This is a genomic window from Streptomyces canus 299MFChir4.1 (assembly GCF_000383615.1).
Classification (GTDB): Bacteria; Actinomycetota; Actinomycetes; order Streptomycetales; family Streptomycetaceae; genus Streptomyces; species Streptomyces canus_C.
This window is the reverse complement of sequence record NZ_KB911626.1, coordinates 17,384-35,868: the sequence shown is the minus strand read 5'-3', so window position 1 is coordinate 35,868 and position 18,485 is coordinate 17,384. Positions and strand designations below refer to the sequence as shown.

Below are 18,485 nucleotides of genomic sequence, written 5' to 3'. Positions count from 1 at the left end.
AGGCGGCTGACGGCGTGGTGCTGGGTGACCCCGCGGGCGTCCCTGCCTGCGGGCGCAGTGCCTGTCCGGACACGGCCGGGGACGTCCGTTCAGAACACGCGGTCGCGCCGGATGTGGTGTGGGATCAGGTCGAGGAAGGCATGCAGCGCCCGCGTCGGCGGACGCGTCGCGGAGGCGACCACGCTGAGCGTCCAGGCCAGTCGGACGTCCGCGAGAGGGACGGTGCGAACGGCGTCCCCGGCCGCCGCGGCGAAGTCCGGGGGCAACAGCGCTACGCCCAGGCCGTGCGCCACGTAGTCCGCGATCGTGGTGATGTCCGAGACCTCGATGAGGACCCGCCGGGACAGCCCCTCCTTCGTAAACGCGTCGTCCGCGATCTGGCGTTGCCCGAAACCGGCGGGCATGTCGACGAAGGATTCCCCGGCGATGTCTCTGAGTCGCACACTCTTCCGGCGGGCCAGTGGGTGATCGGCGGGGACCAGCAGCTGGACCTCGTACCTGTTGATGGCCCTCGATCTGAGGTGTTCGTCCTTGATGTCGGCTCCTACGAAGGCCACGTCGACGTGGCTCTCCTTGATCCGCTCGATCAGCCCGGAGGTTCCCCGCTGGGAGGTCTCGGTACGCAACCGGACCTCGGGATGACGGCGGTGGAATTCACCGGCCAGCGCGGGTACGTCGATCACCGTCAGCCCGCTGAGGACGCCGACGGTGAGGCTGCCGCGCAGCCCCGTGGAGAGCGGCTCCACTGCCGCCCGGGCCCGGTCGAGTACCTCGATCGCGGTCCGCGCCTCGGGGAGGAATGCCGAGCCGGCCTCCGTCAGTCTGACCGACCGCGTGGAGCGGAGGAGCAGTTCGGCCCGGAGTTCGTGCTCCAGGGCCTTGATGCCGGCCGAGAGCGTGGACTGAGTGACGTGCAGGCGCTGGGCCGCCCGCGTGAAGTTCAGCTCCTCGGCGACGGTGATGAAGTACTCCAGCCGCTTCTGGTCCACGCTCACCTCATTCATCGGTATATCCGATCGAGTATTCGAAAACATTCGTTGGACACGATAGCCGGGCAGGGCGACTGTTGTCGTGCGGGCCAACGCCCGGACCAGGAAATGTCAGCGAAAGAGGATGACCATGCGCGTACTGCTCACCGGCGCCACCGGCTACATCGGAGCCGCGGTGCTCGACCGGCTCATCTCCGGCGGCCACCAGGTCACTGCCCTGGTCCGCTCAGCCGAGAAGGCCGAGCTGGTGCGGGCCAAGGGCGCCGAGCCTGCGGTTGCCGACCTGGCAGACGGCCACGTCCTTGAGGAACTCGCGACTGCGAGCGACGGCGTGATCCACCTGGCGTCGCCGGGCGACGAGACCAGCGCGACCGTCGACGAGGTCGCCGTCACCAGCTTCCTGCACGCGCTGCGGAACACGGACCGGCCGTTCGTGCACACCACCGGCGTCTGGCTGCACGGCAGCGGTTCGGCCATAACCGAGTCGTCCGGAATGAACGCCCCGCGGCTGACCGCCTGGCGGGTGCCGCTCGACAAGCTCGTGCGCGATGCGCGGAGCGTCCGGACCTCGGTCATCGCACCGGCAGTGGTGTACGGCCACGGCGGCGGGCTGCTGAACCTCGTCGCCGCCGGTCCTCGAACCACCGGAAACACCCCGGCGCTCACCATGATCGGTCCCGGTGACCAGCACTGGAGCACCGTGCACGTGGACGACCTGGCGCAGCTTTACGTGCTCGCGCTGGAGAAGGCCCCGGCCGGTTCGTACTTCATCGGCGCCGGCGGCGCGAACCCGACCGTACGGGAGATCACCGAAGCGGTGAGCCGCTCTGTCGGCCTGGCCGGACGCGTCGAGCCCGAACCCGTCGTGCAGACGCTCGACCGGCTCGGCCTGCTCGGCGAGGCCCTTCTCCTCGACCAGCAGGCTTCGGGCGACACGGCCCGGCGTGTCCTGGGTTGGACCCCCACGGGACCGTCGATCCTCGACGACATCGCGCGTACTGACTTCTGAGAAAGGCCCGCGCCCCGGGCCCCGCCGCAGGCGGGACCCGACCGGCCATCGGCGGCCGGGCCGACCGGGGCCCTGCCCGGCCGCAACCCTTCTTGAGGAACTTCGACATGAGTACTCCCACCGCTCCAACCGGGTCTGGTCGTCGCCGTCCTGCTGGGCCCGGTCCCCAGTCGGCGGAACAGTCCCGCCCATCCGCGCCTCGCGGCGGCTCGCCGGCCGTCTCGGCGGCCATCGCAGCCGGCATGGTGGTGCCGGTACAGGCCCGTCTGAACGGCGAGCTGAGTCATCGCCTCGACGACGGCATCGCCGCGGCGGCGATCAGTTTCTCGGGCGGATTCGTCCTGTTGTCCCTCCTCGCACTCTTCTCCCCCGGGCTGCGCGGCGCGCTGCGCCGCCTGGCCGGCGCTTCACGGGATGGCCGGCTCCCCCGCCGGTACCTGCTGGCCGGTGTGCTCGGCGGCACGTTCGCCCTGGCCCAGTCCACCGCCGCGCTGGTCACCGGCGTCGCCGTGTTCACCGTGTCGGCCATCGCCGGTCAGACCTTCGGCGGTCTGATAGTGGACAGCCGGGGTATCGGCGGCGGCCTGCGGCAGCGCCCGGGCGCTGCCCGGCTCACAGGAGCGGCCGTCATCCTGGTGGCCGCAATCGTGTCCGCCCTGCCCCGTTTCGCCGACACCCTCGCGCCGGCCACGATCATCCTGCCGGCCCTCGCCGCCATCGCCGCCGGCTTCCTCCTCGGTGTGCAGCAGGCCCTCAACGGAGCGACGACGGCCGCATCGGGCTCGCCGATCGCAGCGACCTGGCTCAACTTCCTTGTCGGTACGGTGTTCCTCGCCGCGGCCTGGGGGGTGAAGACACTCGTGCAGGGGACCGCGGGGGACCCGCTGCCCACCAGCTTGTGGGTCTACCTCGGTGGTCTGTGCGGCGTGGTGTTCATCGGCGCCTCGGCGTTCCTGGTGCGCCGGATCGGTGTCCTGCTGCTGAGCATGGCCTCTATCGCGGGGCAGCTCGCCAGTTCGATCGCCCTGGACTTCCTGGTCCCTACGGGCGGTCGCTCCCCCTCCGTCCTCACCGTCCTCGGTGCGTTGCTCACGTTTGGCGCCGTCTGGATTGCCTCCCGACGCCCTCGTGACACCACCGCGAAGTGATCCACGTCCGCGCCCGGACCGGACGCGGACCCGACCCACCACCCCCCTCTCGATGGAGAAGCAACACAGTGCCGCCCACGGCACGAAAGGAACCACAGGTGTCCCAGAACCAGCCGCAGAACTACGAACGCATCCTGATCAAGGGCGCATACCTGATGACACAGGATGCCAAGCTCGGCAACTTCGTGGGCGACATCCTCATCGCCCACGGCAGGATCCTCAAGGTCGGCCGGGACCTGTCCGACGACCGGGCCAGGGTCATCGACGGCACAGGGAACGCCGTGCTGCCCGGTTTCATTGATACCCACCGCCACAACTGGCAGGGAGCGCTGCGCAATCTCGGCCCCGCCTGGACCTACCAGGAGTACCGCAGCCAGGTACAAATCGGCCTCGGACAGTACTTCGACCCCCAGGACGTACACATCGGCAACCTGGCGGCGGACCTGATGTCCCTCGACTCCGGGGTGACGACCGTTCGGGACGAATCGCACATCAGCAACAGCCCCGAGCACTCGGACGCGGCGATCGCCGCGCACTGGGAGTCGGGCATCCGTGCCGTCTTCGACCACGGCTGGCCGTCGACGGAGGCCGAACAGTGGCAGTTCGGCAGCGACCGCACCCACCCCGACGACATTCGGCGCATCCGCAACGAGGTGCTCTCCGACGACTCGGCGCGGGTGACGCTCAACGCAATGCTCCGCGGACCGGAGCTGTCCACCCCCGAGGTGTCCGAGCGTGACATCCGGCTCGCCCGTGAACTGGGCCTGCGCATCAGCATGCACGTGGGCCTCGGCGAGTGGGGGGCGGAGCAGCAGGCCGTACGGCAACTGGAGGAGGCCGGGCTGCTCGCCTCCGACATGACGTTCATCCACCTGTGCACGTCGACCGACGAGGAGCTGAGAATGCTGGCCGCACGCGGCGCCACCGCGTCCGTGGCCGGCGCCCTCGAGGTCTTCATGCCGGGCCTGGGCCAGCCTGCCACCAACCGCCTGCTGGCCGCCGGTGTCCGCCCGAGCCTCAGCGTGGACACCGAGACGATCGTAAGCGGTGACATGTTCGGCGTCATGCGGGCGACCCTCGCCTACCAGCAGCTGATCCTCGCCGGTGCGGCCGGGCCCATGGACCGTGTTCCCGGCCTGCCCACGTTCGACGCCGCCGACCTGCTGTCCTTCGCGACCATCGAGGGCGCACGGGCTGCGGGGATCGACGGCCGCACCGGCAGCCTGACCCCGGGCAAGGAGGCAGACCTGATCATGATCCGCCTCGATCACGCCAACATGCTGCCCGCCACGGACGCCGCGGCCACGATCGTCGCGGGCGGCCACGCCGGCAACGTCGACCTGGTCGTGGTGGCCGGTGCCATCCTCAAGGAGCACGGTGTACTGAAGGGAGGCGACGCCGTCTTCGACGAGGCCGCGGCCTCCCGTGACCGGCTCTTCCATGCCGCCGGTCTGCCGCTCCCGGTCTGAGCCGACCACCAGGCAGGCACGGGGCCGACGCGAACGACGACCCGCTGACAGATGCACGTCACCGTGGCGCACCGGAAAGCGCTCCGACACGCAACGGCGTCCCCGTAGCAGCAGAACTGCGCACCCGTGCCACCGCCCTGGGCCGCCGTCGCGGTAAATGCCGGATTTACTGCGGCAGGACCGGAGGGGGGCGGGACGGACGTGGCGATCGAACCGGCGACCGAACTCGGGACCGAGGGCGTGGTGCCCCTGCCGGCCCCGCCCGCGTCGTACACCGCGGCGGTCGAGCGGTACCTCACCGGCGTGGGCATCACGAAGTCCTCCGCGCGGATATACCGGAATTCGCTGACGACGTGGGGATGGATGCTCACCGGGGAACCGGCGCCGACCGACCCGCCCGCCGGGGCGCGAAGCCGCCCGTCTTCCCCGTCGCCGCGATCGGATGGTGGCAGCGCCAGGGCTGGATCATCGGCGACCCGACGATCGGCATCGAGCGGCGGCCGGCGCCGCCCGACCGCACCACGGCCCTGGCCGAGAACCAGATCGCCGCCCTGTGGCGCCTGGACGTCTCACTGCGGAGAAGACGCAGTGGAAGATGCTCTACGAGTCCGCCGCACGGGCCGACGAGGTGCTGTGCCTGAACGTCGAAGACCCGTGCCCGCAGGACAAGCGAGGGAAAATCACTGCCAAGGGCGGGGCGACGGAGTGGATTCACTGGCAGTCCGGCACCGCCCAGCTCCTGCCCCGTCTCATCCCCGCTGACGCGCTGGCCGACAACCCGCTTCGCGCCGTCCGGCGTCCACTGCCTCGCCCCCGTGCGCGGGTTGAACGGCGCCTCCTCGATCGCCGCCCACCGCTCGTCCTCGTCCACGACCGAGGCCAGGATGCGGTGAACAGTGAACGACACGCCCTCCTTGCGGCGCCCCGACCCCGGCTGAAGCGATTACCGCCCGGCCGATCGCACCGCCGTGGTCACGACCGCGAGTGGACGACGGTCACCCTCCCCGCCCCGTAGGGCGGGAAGGAGCGATGCCACTTCCCGCTCACCGGCCCACCGTCGACGGGCGGGCAGGAGCGGCGGCGGGTCCCGCGACCGGCCGCCGCCCCCGTCGGGACAAGGTCACCGCGTCCCGGTCACGGTGCCCACGGGGCCTCGACGGCCCAGGTGGTGTCCTCCGCGAACAGTGCCGGGTTGTCCCAGGTGTGCGTGCCGCCCGGGGTGGCGAGCCACAGTTCGGCGTTGTAGTGGCGCAGGTACTGCTCCGGGAAGTTGTACGCCGACAGCCGTACGCCGCCGTTGGCGCCCCGAACGGGACAGAAGGTGGCGTCGGCCCGGTACACGTCACCCGATCCGGCCTCCTTGTACACGCGGAAGTCGCGGTGGCGCAGGTACTGCCCGGGGTAGTTGCGCGACTCGAAGCTGTAGCAGGAGCTGTTGGCGAGCCCGGGGACGACCTTCCAGGTGGCGTCGTTCTTCAGCAGGGCGTCGCTGCCGCCGTTCACGATCTCGGTGAAGACCGCTCCGTCCTTGTGGCGCACGAACCGGTCTGTGTAGCCCGGGGTCGTCACCCGCAGCGACCGGTACTCGTTGACGGGCAGGGTGGGAGGGGCCGTCGACCCGCGGGAGGCGTTGATCAGGGCCTGATTGGCGGCTCTCACCCGGGCCTCGTCGACCTTGACGACCTGACGGTCGTAGGTGAGCAGGCCGTTGACCTCGTTCTCGACGTCCGTGATCTCGGTGTAGACCGAGGCGGACAGGCCACGGGGCATGCGCACTTCGCGGATCGCGTCGATGAGACCCACGAACCGGTTGTTCAGGTGGGCCAGGTCGGACTGGTCCTCGTAGCTGAAGCCGCCGCCGGGGTACCACTCGTGGCCGGCGACCTTGAAGCCGAGTCCGCCGAACTCTCCGAGCACGGCGGCCCGGGTGGAAGTGGGCACGGTGGTGCCGGGGCCGACGTAGACGTGGTGGTCGACGACGTCGCCGTTGCCGCCGTCCACGGCGCCGCAGCAGTTCACGCCGCTCATGTTGTCGACGAGGCGCGACGGGTCGTACGCCTTGACCTTGTCGGCGATGCGGGCCTGGTCGTACTGGCCCCAGCCCTCGTTCTGGTTGACCCACATGACCAGTGACGGGGCGCTGCGGTGCTGGTCGATGATGCGGTCGTACTCCGCCTCCCACTGGGTGCGGGCGGCGGCGTCCGGGGTGTGCTCCATGGACGGCATGTCCTGCCAGACCAGCAGGCCGAGCCGGTCGGCCCAGTAGAACCAGCGCTGCGGCTCGACCTTGATGTGCTTGCGGACCATGTTGAAGCCGAGGTCCTTGTGCTTTTGCAGGTCGTGACGGAGCGCGGCGTCGGTGGGCGCCGTGTAGATGCCGTCCGGCCAGTAGCCCTGGTCCAGGGTGCCGGTCTGGAAGACGAACCGGCCGTTGAGGACCGGCCGCAGGAGACCGTCGACCCGGGCGATGCCGATGGAGCGCATGCCGGTGTAGCTGCCGACCGAGTCGACCGTCGTGCCGCCCGAGAGCAGGTCGGTCCTCACGTCGTAGAGGAAGGGGTCCTCCGGCGTCCACAGATGCGGGTTCGGGACGGGCACGGTGAACTCGGTGCCGACCGGGCCGGTGGCGGTGCCGATGGTGGTACCGCCCGTGGAGACGGTGACGCGGGCCTGGTGACCACTCGTACCGGCGCCCCGGACGGTGACCTTGAGGCGGCTGTTCGCCAGGTCCGGCACCATGTCCAGGCGCGCGATGTACGCGGGGGCGGTCGGTTCGAGCCATACGGTCTGCCATATACCCGAGGCGGCGGTGTAGAAGATGCCGCCGCCGGGGTGCGTGGCCACATCGCGGATCCGCTGCTTGCCCACGGCTTGGCCACCCGTCTCGGTGGGGTCCCAGACGGAGACGACGATCGTGTTGGTACCGCCGTTGAGGAGGTCGGTGACGTCGTAGGAGAAGCCGTCGAATCCGCCGCTGTGGGTGGCACCCGCCTGGCGGCCGTTGACCCAGACGGTCGTACGCCAGTCACTGGCGCCGAAGTTGAGCTGGACGCGGCGGCCATTCCAGTCGGGCGAGACGGTGAACGTGCGCTTGTACCACAGCTTGTCGTTCTGCGTGATCTTGCGCCGGATGCCGGAGAGCGCGGATTCCGCGACGAACGGGACCCGGATCTGCTCGGTGAAGGCGGCCGGCTGTCCGGCGTCGGCCGAGGTGACGGCGAAGTCCCAGATGCCGTTGAGATTGGCCCAGTCCGGGCGGGTCAGTTGGGGGCGGGGGTACTCCGGCAGCGGTGTGTCGGTGGGGACCTGGTTCGTCCACGGGGTGGTCATGGGGGACGGCTTGGGTGTCCACGCCTGGGGCGCCGCGGTCGCGGGGCCGGTGGCGGTCAGGGCCGTGCCGCCGGCCAGGGTGAGAGCGAGGAGCGCGGTGGTGGCCCACCGCGCTCCTCGTTTCAGCCGGCCCAACGGCCCTCTGTCTGCGGGTACTTGACGCATCGTGCCTCCTTGGATCGTGGGGTGGGGAGACGTGCGCATGCAGGGTGGCGGCCGGAGGGGAGTCCGGCCGCCCTGGCCGGTCCCGGTGGCCGGGCCGTGAGGGCTCGGCCACCGGGACCGGCCCGTCACATGAGTTGCCGTCTGCGGCCGAGCCAGGTCTGGGCGATGACGACGACGGCGAGGAAGGCACCGCTGACGACCTGCTGGTAGGAGGAGTCGAGGGAGCCGATCTGGTTGATGACGTTCTGGATGACCTTCAGCAGCAGGACACCGACCAGGGAACCGCTGACGTAGCCGAGACCACCGGTCAGCAGGGTCCCGCCGATGACCACGGCGGAGATGGCTTCCAGTTCCATGCCGTTGCCGAGGATCGTCACGCCGGAGGCGAGCCAGGCGGCGTTGAGTGCACCGGCCAGGCCGGCGAGTAGGCCCGACAGGGTGTAGACGAGGATCTTCGTGCGGGCGACCGGGGCACCCATCAGGGCCGCCGCGTCCTCGTTCCCGCCGACCGCGTACACGTGCTGCCCGAAGCGGGTGCGGCGCAACACGACGGCGCCCGCCACGAACAGGGCCAGGGTGATCCACACCGGATTGCCCAGGCCGAGTGTCGTGCCCTGGCCCAGCTCGGCGAGGAGGGAGCCCTTGCCGATGAGGAACGTGTCCGCGCCCTCGTCGGTGATGGCCAGCAGCAGGCCACGCGCGCCCAGCATGGCGGCGAGCGTGACGATGAAGGGCGCGAGACGGGATCGGGCCACGAGCAGGCCGTTGACGACTCCGATCAGTCCGCACACGGCCAAGGGGAGCAACAGGGCGACGAGGGTGCCATGCCGTGAACCCCAGGCCGCGAGCACCCCGCCCAGGGCGAACAGCGAACCGACCGACAGGTCGATGCCGCCGGTGATGATGACGAAGGTCATGCCGAGGGCGACGATCGCCAGGAAGGCCGAACTGGTCGCCATGTTGCTGACGTTGTCGCCGGTGGCGAAGGAGTCGAAGGAGAGCGACGCCACCAGGGAGACGATCACCAGCACGGCCAGCGCGCCGTGCTGCTGGACGAGGGCGCTCAGCCGTTCGGACCGGGCCGAGCCGACCGGCTCGCCCGTTCCCGCCGGGTCGTTGCTCGCAGTGGTCACGGGTGCGTCCGCTTTCGTGACGGTCATCGCTTCCCCCGTCCCCGTGCCGCGTACACCGCGGCGACGATCACTATGGCCTGGGCGATCTGGGTCCAGGAGGGCGGCAGATCGTGCTTGATGAGGGTGGCGGTGAGCAGCTGGATGAGGACGGCTCCCGCCACGGTGCCGGCGATGTTGACCCGGCCACCGGTCAGCGGTGTGCCGCCGACGACGACTGCCGTGATCGCCGAGAGCTCCATCAGGTTGCCGAGCGAGGTCGGGTCGCTGGCCTGGAGACGGGCGGTGGCCAGCACACCGGCCACGGACGCGAGCAGCGCGCACACGGTATACACGATGATCAGTACGCGGCGCACCGGCAGACCGGCGAGCTGGGCCGCGGGCCGGCTGTCGCCGATGGCGAGGAGCTGACGGCCGAAGGTGGTGCGGCGCACCACGAAGGCCACCAGCAGGGCCAGGACCGTGGCGATCAGGATGAGGTAGGGGATGCCGAGGATGTCGCCTGAACCCAGGGAGGCCAGGGCGGGGTTGCGCAGGTCCTCCAACTGGGGCAGCAGCACCAGGGCGATGCCGCGGCCGCCGACCATGAGTGCCAGGGTGGCCACGATGGGCTGCACGCCGACGAGCGCGACGAGCGCGCCGTTGGCCAGTCCGACGGCGGCGGCGAACAGCGCGACCACGAGCAGCGCGGGCAGCAGCCCGTAGCCGAGGTAGAGCGCCGTGACGGACGCCGCCAGCGCCATGACGGCGCCGACGGACAGGTCGACGCCTTCGGTGCCGATGACCAGGGCCATGCCGAGGGCGACGATGATGACGGGGGCGACCTGCACCGCCTGGGTGCGGAAGTTCTCCGCGGAGAGGAAGTGCGGGGTGATGACGATGTTGACGACGAGCAGGACGGCGACGCCTGCGTAGACGCCGTACGTCTGGAGCCACTGGAGCACACGGGTCTTGTCCAGCGGGGCGGTGCGCAAGGTGGCCTCAGCCATCGCTCGTCACCTCCTTGACGGGTTCCGCCAGGGTGTCACCGGCGATGGTGCGCATGAGCCTCTCCTCGGTGACGTCGTCCCCGGTGAGTTCGCCGACGACGGCGCCGTCCTTCAGCACGACCACCCGGTCGGACCCTTCGATCAGTTCCTCCAGGTCGGAGGAGATGAGCAGGACGCCCAGCCCGTCCGCGGCCAGTTCGTCCACGAGTTTCTGCACCTCCGCCTTGGCGCCGACGTCGATGCCGCGGGTGGGCTCGTCGAGCAGCAGCACTTTGGGGTTCATGGCGAGCCAGCGGGCGAGCAGCACCTTCTGCTGGTTGCCGCCCGACAGTTCGCCCACCTTCTGGTGCGGTGAGGACGCCTTGATGCGCAGCCGCTTCATGAACGTGTCGACGACGCTGTCGACGCGGGCCTCGGAGACGAGGCCGAAGCGGGACAGGCGGGGCAGAACAGCGAGCGCGATGTTCTCCCGGACCGACAGCCCGGGGACGATGCCCTCGCTCTTACGGTCCTCCGGCAGCAGGCTGATGCCCGCACGGATGGCGGCCGGCGCGGAACCGCCGCGCAGCGGCACTCCGGCGACCGTGACGCGGCCCGAACGGACCGGCAGGGCGCCGGAGATGGCCTTCGCCGTCTCGGTGCGTCCGGAGCCGAGCAGCCCGCCCAGCCCGACGACCTCGCCGGGCCGGATGCTCAGGGACACCCCGTGCAGCTTGTGCGGCACGGTCAAATCCGCCGCGTCCAGCACAGGTTCGGAGCCGGCGCTCTGGTGATCACCGGTGAACTTGGTGAGGCCCTCCTCGCGGACCTCCCCCAGGTCCCGGCCGAGCATCGTGGACACCAGGGCGAGACGGTCCAGGTCGGCCAGGCTGCCGTGGTGGACGCGCCGGCCGTCGCGGAGCACGGTGACCGTGCTGCACACGGCGTACAGCTCGTCGAGGCGGTGGCTGACGTAGACGACGGCGATCCCCGCGTCGCGCAGGCGACGGATCACCGAGAACAGGGTTTCGACCTCGCGTGGTTCGAGCGAGGATGTCGGCTCGTCCATGATGACGACGCGCGCGTCGGTGGCCACGGCGCGGGCCAGGCCCACCATCTGCTGGGCACCGACACCCAGGGTGCGCAACGGCCGGCGCACGTCCACCTGGACGCCGTAGCCGCGCAGGGTGTCCTCGGCCTCCCGGTTCATCCGGGCGAGGTCCAGCACGCCGAAGCGGTTACGTGGTTCGCGGCCCAGGAAGAGGTTGCGGGCCACGCTGAGCAACGGGATCAGGTTGACCTCTTGGTAGATGGTCGAGATGCCCGCCTTCTGCGCCTCCAGTGGTGTGCCGAAGGAGACCGCGTGACCCTGGAAGGTGATCTCGCCCGCGTCGGGGCGGTACACGCCGGTGAGGAGCTTGATGAGGGTCGACTTGCCGGCGCCGTTCTCGCCGATCAGCGCGTGGACCTCGCCGGCGTGCAGGGTGAGGTCCACATCGTCCAGTGCCCGGACGCCGGGAAAGCTCTTGCTCAGTCCGCGGACGGCGAGGACTTCGGCGGGGGGTGCCACCTGTGCCTCCAGGGAGAGAAGGGTGCGGAACGTGGTGCCGGGAAGGCGGTGGGGGCACGGGTGCCCGGGCCCCCACCGGAAGATCAGTAGGCCTTGCCGATCTCCGCCTTCGCGTTGTCCGCGGCGTAGGCGCTGTCCTGGATGATGACGTCCTGCGGCACTGCCTCACCCTTGGTGAAGGTGTCCAGCGTCTGGAACGCCAGCGGGCCGAACCGGGGGTTGGACTCGATGACGCCGCTGATCCAGCCGTCCACGATGCCCTGGACGGCGTTGCGGGTACCGTCGACCGTCACGATCTTGACGTCGCCGGCCTTCTTGCCTGCGCCCTTGAGCGCGGCCACCGCGCCGAGGCCCATCTCGTCGTTCTCGGCGTAGATGCCCTTGATGCCGGGCTTCGACTGGATGAGCTGCTCGGTGACCTGCTGGCCCTTCTCGCGGGCGAAGTCACCGGTCTGCTCGAACACCACCTTCAGGTCTGGCGCCTTCTCGGCGATCCGCTCCTTGAAGCCCTTGGTGCGCTCGGTGGTGACGTTGTTTCCGGCCGCGCCGAGGAGGATGGCGACCTCGCCCTTGCCGCCCGTGGCCTCGATCATCTGGTCGGCGGCCCGCTTGCCCTGTTCGACGAAGTCGGAGGCGATGAAGGACACGTAGTCCTTGCAGGCGGTGGCGTTGATCTTGCGGTCGATCGTGACGATGGGCACCTTCTTGGCGGCGGCGGCCTGCAGTACCGGGTCCCAGCCGTCGGAGTTGAGCGGGGCGATCACCAGGAGGTCGGCGCCCTTGGCGAGCAGGTCCTGCACGTCGCTGATCTGCTTGGAGAACTGCGACTGGGCGTTGGCCGTCAGCAGCTTGACGCCCCGCTTTTTCGCCTCGTCCTTGATGGACTGGGTCTCGGCGATGCGGAATGGGTTCGCCTCCTTCTCCGATTGGGAGAAGCCCACGGTCGCCTTCGTCAGGTCCAACTTCTCGGCGCCGTAGGCGTCGATGGTGCACGACTTGCTGCCCGGCTTCGGTGCGACGGCCTTTTGTTCCGCGCCCGCGGCGGCCGAGGGCTTGGTGTCCTTCGAGGCGTCGTCCTCCGACTTGGCGCAGGCGCCGGCGGTCAAGACAACCGCGGCGGCCAGGGCCACGACCCCGGGCCGGGTGAGGAGACGAGGACGGTGAGTGGTGCGCTGCATGGGGACCCCGATCCGGGTGACGCCGAAAAGGAACTGGGGAGTTGAACCAGGAACGGAAACGGTGCTTCTCCCCTGGCGGGCAACGTTGTCGGGCCCGCGCAAGAGGTTTTTACATCGTTGGAAGGATGCTGTAAACCCCCTGTGCACACACCTGCGTGCATCGTGAGAAACCGGAGGTACCGGGGAAGCGCTTACCGGCGCTCTGCCGTTCGCACAGCCGCTGTCCACCCGCGAACGCCGAGACGGCCTGGCAGGTTTGCCGCCGACGGCTGTGCCCGGGGAGCGAGCCCAAGAGCTTCCCGGCCCCGCCCCGTCGGCACTGTCGGGAGGTCAGGGGCGGGGCACACCGGTGGCGGGGGCCGGCGGTGCCGCGAGCCCTCGGGCCTGGGTCCCCACAGGCCATGTCGAGCCCGCGCGCGAAGGGCCGGACGCAGGCCGGAGCGCGCCGATCGGGGGCGAAGGGCACGGAGAGCGTGGACAGGTTCCGACGGAGGGTCTCAGGGTGCCGGCCGACCCGCAGGCCGCGGCCCGACCGATCGGTCCTGGGCCCCGTGCTCCGGCGCCTCGCGTCCGAGGGTGCTCTCCCGCTCGACGAGGCGGTAGCCCGCCCAGACGCGGCGGGGTTCGGGTGCCGCGCCGCCCAGCCGGGCGAGCACCGACTCCACGGCGAGCCGGCCGATGGCCTCTTTGTCGGGCGACACGGAGGTGAGCGACACCGCGCCGAAGTGGCCTTCGACCACGTCGTCGAAGCCGACGACCGCGATGTCCTCGGGAACACGCAGTCCGCGCTGGTGCAGGACGCGCATCGCGCCGATGGCCATCGGGTCGTTGTACGCGAAGATCGCGTCGGGGCGCCGGCCGGCATCAAGGATGCGCGTCATGGCCGCCGCGCCGTCGGCATGCCCCCACCCGTCGGTGGCGGCCACCAGCCCGTCGTCTGCCGGGAGTCCGGCGGCGCTGAGTTCCTCCCGCCAGCCGCGTACCCGCAGCTGGGCGGGCTCACTGCGGCCGCGACGGGCACCGATGAAGGCCACTTCCCGGCGCCCGAGAGCAATCAGGTGCCGGACGGCGGCGCGGGCCGCGGCGACATTGTCGATGGCGATGTGGTCGTACGGCAGGTCATAGTCCCGCTCTCCCAGCAGCACCAGTGGAACGCTCTCCGCCCGGTCGCGCAGATCCTCGGTCTCCAACTCGATAGGACTCAGGATCAGTCCGTCGATCACGCGTGCGCGGAACCCCTGGCTGACCAGCAGCTCCTGCTCACGGCGTCCGCCGGTGTGGTCGAGCAGCACGATGTAGTCATGGGCGGCGGCGGCGTTGATGACCGCGGCCGCGAGTTCGGCGAAGTAGGGGTTGCCGAGTTCGGGCAGGGCCAGTGCGATCATGCCCGTACGGCCCTTGCGCAGGTGCCGGGCGGCCAGATTGGGGCGGTAGCCGAGTACGTCGATCGACCGCTGGACGCGTTCGCGCATCGCGGGAGTGACGTGCTGGTAGTTGTTGACCACGTTCGAGACGGTCTTGATCGAGACCCCCGCGTGGGCGGCGACGTCCTTGAGGCTGACCCGCACGGCATTCCCCTTCAAAGCGGCTCGGCTCGGGCGGTCGGGGCCGGGCACGGTGTCCGTACGATGCGCTTGGCGTCGAGTGCCAGCTCTGGCTCTTGCCACGGCGGCTTTTACAACGTTATACATCCGCCCGCTTCGCACTGACAAGGCGGCGGGTGAGCGTCCCGCACGAGCATCGCATCGCCATGTCCGGCAGGCCAGACATATAGCCTGGAACCTTCCGCGGCGTGAGGGGAGGAGCCGGGGCGCGCCGCCCACGGCACCGGGCAGTCATGGGCCGCAGAGGCCCCATGCTCTCGGCAGGCTCACGGCGAGACGGTACGTTCATCTTCCCGGTTGTCCGGCTGAGCAAAGAGACTCGGGGCCCGGGGGCAGCTTTCGCCGATCCGGGGGCGGCTTTCGCCACACGGATACAGGTCGCCCTACGGGTTCTCGCGGGTCGGTGACTCGCTGGCATACCCGCTCCAACACGCCGATGACCTGCTGATGTGTGAGTCCCTCAAGTTCATTGACGAAGTCTGCGGCGAGGTCGCTGTCGCGGGCCGGTGCTCCACGTTCCCACACATGGCTCCTGACACGAGGATCCGCGGGCCGTCCACTGTGGCGTCTTCTCCAGGCGTTCGCTGTCGACCTGATCGAAGCCGACGCCGTCGACCGGCCGCACATGCTCCGTCTCCGCCACCTCGTCTTCACCCACGCCGCCTGAACGATTTGCTCACTGCAACGTAACCCGCCCTCCTCACGCCAGCATGAGCCAACTCCAGCACTGGCAAGTGCGACTTGATCGCTCGTTGCTCTACCGTGACGCACATGATTGCGAAGGTCATCGAGCTGGACGACGCCCATGACGCTGGGCTGCGTGCCCTGCTCGTCGCTGAGGAATGCACGCACGATGCGCTGAGCCTGATCGACCACAGGTATCGCCCCTACGAGAAGCTCTACGTCGCCCTGACAGACACCGACGTTGTGGGCTTCCTCGAGGGGACCTTCGTGGACATGAGCGAGCCCGGCGGAGGATACCCAGCCCCGAGAGCACGCATCATGAAGCTGGTCGTCTCCTCACGCTTCCGGCGCCGGGGTGTCGCCACCGCGCTCGTGCGAAAATTCGTCGTCGACGCCCGGGCGGCGCACGTGGACAGCCTGGTGCTCTACCCGGATCCGCAAGAATCCGGGTACGAAGGGCGCATGGCCTTCTTCGCATCCTGCGGCATGCGGAAGACGGACTCCCCTGGACTGGTCGGCGCCCGGTTGGCCTGCCTATCGTCCGACTGATGCGTCCGCCGCACATCGCGGGAGGAGAGATAGGCAGGCATCACAACCCGAAAGCACGAGGAGCGCCCGACGAAACGTCGCCGAGCAGCGCTGGGCAGTGATCGTCCTGGCCATGCTCCGCCACGACCAGCGCCTGGCCGACATGGCCGGCGGAAACAACGTCGCCGAATCCACCGTCCGCCGCTGGCGCGACGAGATGATCCACCTGCTCGCCGCCAGCGCCCCGCGTCTGGACCGCAGCAGGCTCGCACCACCAACGTCAACGAGCAAGCACGGCTTGGGGTGGCGGCGGTCACACAGGCGCGAGCGCTTCGCTCTTCGCTCTTCGCTCTTCGCTCAAGGCTCCTCACGCCAGGCTTCGTGTAGGAATCCGTCCGACGCCCACGAGACCACCACCACGAGCACGGGAACTGCACGCCGCTCTATGCGGAGGTCTCAATGAACCCGGTTCGCCGGAGGCATCGCAGCCCCGTACTCGAACAGCCCGCTGGAGCGACAACCGCTCTGTGTGGGCCGTTGAGAACGAATTAGGTTCGCCGGTTGACCGTGCACTGCTCAACTCCTCGCCGATCCGGTGCTGATGATGCTTGGAGATCGGCGCAGGGTGACACCTTCCTGATCCATACTCTGTGGCGGCAGTTTCGGGGAGGGCATGTCCTTGCAGCACAGCAGTGGGATTACACGAGCAGTCGGGCGAGCAGCGGTCGTTGTCGTCGCCGCTGTCCTGATGAGCAGTTGTTCGTCGGACGACCCAGCGCAGGCCAAGGAGCGACAACGGGATTACTGCACCAAGCTGGGGTCCTGGCAGGACACGGCGCACGCCACGACAACCGGCGAGCCAGACGACGATGCCGGTGACGGACAGAGTGTCCAGTCGCCCGAGTTCGACAACACCGAATCGGCAGGGCATGCGGTCATCGAGGCCTCGAAAAGGCTTGACCGGGCAGGCCTGGAACACGGTGGCACCGACATCCTCGATGACACTGTCAACGCGGTCGGAGGCGACATCGGGGCTGAGGGTCGTGCAGTGTCTTACTGCGACAGCTCAGGCTTCGAGACCTTGGTCGGTTCGGCTGGCTAGTGCTGTGAGCGCATGGGGTTCGCCGGGTCGTTCAGGCCGCGGCGGCGAGGGAGCGTCCGCCCCAGCGGATGCCCTTCTCGCTGCGGATGCGGGCGCGTTCCTTGCGTTCGGCGACCAGGACGCCCGGGTGGCGGGCGTTGGCGTTGCGCCAGCGCAGGTAGGCGTGCAGGGCCCGGGTCTGCACGCCGTGGTTGCGTGGTGGGAGGTGGCGATCGTGAACTGCCTCAGAGGCCCGGTGACCTCCGGGGGTGCGGGATCAGCAGCATCACTTTCCCACCCACCTGTGCGGCAGCCGGCGCCGCCGCGGCCCGTGCCGCGGCGATCTGCTCGCTCATCCGGGTCAGCACCCGCTCGGCCGCGGCGAGGTCATCGCGCTCGGCCCGTACCTCCGCTAACTGCTTGACCAGCTGTTCTTCCAAATCGTCCAACTCCACGCGGCGTACTGCGATCCGCTCGGTCACCTCGGGATCCACCATGTGCCGGATCGTAGGGAAGAGGGCGGGGCAGCGGACTGGAACAGGCGAACTGCCCTGCCAGATGATCTACATGCTGGACACTTCCCCACCACCAGCCCGAACACCACCCACCATCACGCCAGGGCCCGCGACCAGCCGAAACCAAGATGGCGGAGGCTCTCTGCAGCTGCAGTGGGCCGTGCGCGTACGAGGCCGTACGACTGGAGAGACGTCATCCGTCGCTCTCGCTGCTCACCTTCGTAGCCGCAATCGAGGGCGTCGGCATGAGGTCCGTCCCTGACTCCATGTGCGACTGCCATCCCGAGTGCAAGCACCACAAGGGAGTTGCCGAGAAGCGCTTCCGGAAAGCACTCAAGACCGTGCTGACGCAGAAACAGGTGAAGGAGCTCACAGGCCCGCTGTACAACCAGCGTGCGCATACGGGGTACCGAGGGACGCTGTTCGGATCGGAGCAGGTCCTCGGCTACGGCGGCCACGCGGGGCCGTTCCAGGTCAACCCGTACTTCCAGTTCGAGGCGCTGCAGCTGAGCCGACTGGCGCAGGTCGCCAATGCCGTTCTGGTCAAGGTGTTGAGTGAGCCGGCAGTGGACCTGGGCGAGCCACCGACCTGATCGAGCTGCATGGCCGGATGCCGTGGCCCATGGCCACCCCGCACCCGCTCCCCCATAGGCCGTCACCGCCCGAGCGGGGAGTGACGGCGAACAGCCCCGCGGGGCCGTGCATGACGGCCGCGGCTCCGGCGTCGCCGGTCTCCGGATCGGCCTCGGTGCTTGGCGACCAGGATTGCTTGTGCAGTAGGAACGGTCGCCGACCGCAATCGCCTTTCTGCAGGCGGATTCCAGACGCGCGTCGCCGTACGTCGACACCGCACCCTCGTTGGGCCTCTGAGACCCGGACGGCCTATGTCATCCACCTCGTTATCTGGTCGCCGCTAGAGCCCGCCCGGTGAGGGCGATTCCTCGCCTGTGACGGCACGCTGGTGAGCCCGATGGCCACGCCCCGTGGTTACTGACATTTGCGGCGTGATGTCGTTGAGGGCTGGCCATGTGTGATCGTCGCGGTATGCCTGTTCTGTGCGAGATGTCCGCGGCGCGGTGGGCTGACGCCTCGGCTGGACGTATTGCCTGCCGTCCAC

General features: G+C 69.4%; 15 protein-coding genes and 1 pseudogene. 6 read left to right on the top strand and 10 right to left on the bottom strand.

The window, feature by feature from the left end; translation table 11 throughout:
- Window positions 1-89: 89 nt before the first annotated feature.
- The gene (locus H293_RS0143240; RefSeq protein ID WP_259294675.1) at window positions 90-1,004 is read right to left on the bottom strand and encodes a LysR family transcriptional regulator; all 915 of its coding nucleotides are present in this window, start codon (window positions 1,002-1,004) and stop codon (window positions 90-92) included.
- 115 nt (window positions 1,005-1,119) lie between these two features.
- On the opposite strand from H293_RS0143240, the gene H293_RS0143235 reads away from it, so the two are divergent.
- The 3 genes from H293_RS0143235 to H293_RS0143225 all read left to right on the top strand — a co-directional run bounded on the left by H293_RS0143235 (window position 1,120) and on the right by H293_RS0143225 (window position 4,615).
- Window positions 1,120-1,998, top strand: a complete 879-nt coding sequence (locus tag H293_RS0143235) for an NAD-dependent epimerase/dehydratase family protein (protein WP_028808714.1) — start codon at window positions 1,120-1,122, stop codon at window positions 1,996-1,998.
- Between the two features lie 230 nt (window positions 1,999-2,228).
- Window positions 2,229-3,146, top strand: a complete 918-nt coding sequence (locus tag H293_RS51435) for a DMT family transporter (protein WP_259294677.1) — start codon at window positions 2,229-2,231, stop codon at window positions 3,144-3,146.
- A 98-nt stretch (window positions 3,147-3,244) separates the two neighbouring features.
- A complete protein-coding gene (locus H293_RS0143225; protein ID WP_020124001.1) occupies window positions 3,245-4,615 on the top strand; it encodes an amidohydrolase family protein in 1,371 nt (456 codons plus the stop codon).
- A 367-nt stretch (window positions 4,616-4,982) separates the two neighbouring features.
- On the opposite strand, the gene H293_RS60880 is transcribed toward H293_RS0143225, so the two are convergent.
- From H293_RS60880 to H293_RS51425, 7 genes are all read right to left on the bottom strand, one after another.
- Window positions 4,983-5,522 carry a DUF6192 family protein gene (locus H293_RS60880; protein ID WP_020124000.1) on the bottom strand — a complete coding sequence of 180 codons (540 nt, stop codon included), beginning with the start codon at window positions 5,520-5,522 and terminating at the stop codon, window positions 4,983-4,985.
- 227 nt (window positions 5,523-5,749) lie between these two features.
- The gene (locus H293_RS0143215) at window positions 5,750-8,110 is read right to left on the bottom strand and encodes a glycoside hydrolase family 2 (protein ID WP_051138251.1); all 2,361 of its coding nucleotides are present in this window, start codon (window positions 8,108-8,110) and stop codon (window positions 5,750-5,752) included.
- Window positions 8,111-8,235: 125 nt separating this feature from the next.
- Window positions 8,236-9,270: an ABC transporter permease gene (locus H293_RS0143210; protein WP_020123998.1), complete on the bottom strand. Its 1,035-nt coding sequence runs from the start codon at window positions 9,268-9,270 to the stop codon at window positions 8,236-8,238.
- Window positions 9,267-10,229: an ABC transporter permease gene (locus H293_RS0143205; RefSeq protein WP_020123997.1), complete on the bottom strand. Its 963-nt coding sequence runs from the start codon at window positions 10,227-10,229 to the stop codon at window positions 9,267-9,269. Before H293_RS0143205 ends, H293_RS0143210 begins: the two co-directional genes overlap by 4 nt.
- Window positions 10,222-11,778: a sugar ABC transporter ATP-binding protein gene (locus H293_RS0143200; RefSeq protein WP_020123996.1), complete on the bottom strand. Its 1,557-nt coding sequence runs from the start codon at window positions 11,776-11,778 to the stop codon at window positions 10,222-10,224. Before H293_RS0143200 ends, H293_RS0143205 begins: the two co-directional genes overlap by 8 nt.
- Window positions 11,779-11,861: 83 nt before the next feature.
- The gene (locus H293_RS0143195) at window positions 11,862-12,956 is read right to left on the bottom strand and encodes an ABC transporter substrate-binding protein (RefSeq protein WP_020123995.1); all 1,095 of its coding nucleotides are present in this window, start codon (window positions 12,954-12,956) and stop codon (window positions 11,862-11,864) included.
- Between the two features lie 497 nt (window positions 12,957-13,453).
- Window positions 13,454-14,524: a LacI family DNA-binding transcriptional regulator gene (locus tag H293_RS51425; RefSeq protein ID WP_020123994.1), complete on the bottom strand. Its 1,071-nt coding sequence runs from the start codon at window positions 14,522-14,524 to the stop codon at window positions 13,454-13,456.
- Between the two features lie 807 nt (window positions 14,525-15,331).
- Between H293_RS51425 and H293_RS0143185 the strand changes: the two genes are divergently transcribed.
- Together H293_RS0143185 and H293_RS0143180 are read left to right on the top strand one after the other, a co-directional pair.
- Window positions 15,332-15,793 carry a GNAT family N-acetyltransferase gene (locus tag H293_RS0143185; protein ID WP_158694532.1) on the top strand — a complete coding sequence of 154 codons (462 nt, stop codon included), beginning with the start codon at window positions 15,332-15,334 and terminating at the stop codon, window positions 15,791-15,793.
- Between the two features lie 652 nt (window positions 15,794-16,445).
- Window positions 16,446-16,874 (top strand): hypothetical protein, encoded by a 429-nt coding sequence (locus tag H293_RS0143180; protein ID WP_020123992.1) that lies wholly within the window; start codon window positions 16,446-16,448, stop codon window positions 16,872-16,874.
- A gap of 31 nt (window positions 16,875-16,905) precedes the next feature.
- Here H293_RS0143180 and H293_RS56065 read toward each other — a convergent pair.
- A pseudogene (locus tag H293_RS56065) lies at window positions 16,906-17,108 on the bottom strand (IS630 family transposase); the annotation flags it as partial.
- Window positions 17,099-17,350 carry a hypothetical protein gene (locus H293_RS0143170; protein ID WP_020123990.1) on the bottom strand — a complete coding sequence of 84 codons (252 nt, stop codon included), beginning with the start codon at window positions 17,348-17,350 and terminating at the stop codon, window positions 17,099-17,101. The gene H293_RS0143170 and the pseudogene H293_RS56065, both read right to left, overlap by 10 nt.
- 263 nt (window positions 17,351-17,613) lie before the next feature.
- Between H293_RS0143170 and H293_RS0143165 the strand changes: the two genes are divergently transcribed.
- Window positions 17,614-17,961 (top strand): hypothetical protein, encoded by a 348-nt coding sequence (locus H293_RS0143165; protein WP_158694531.1) that lies wholly within the window; start codon window positions 17,614-17,616, stop codon window positions 17,959-17,961.
- Window positions 17,962-18,485: the final 524 nt, after the last annotated feature.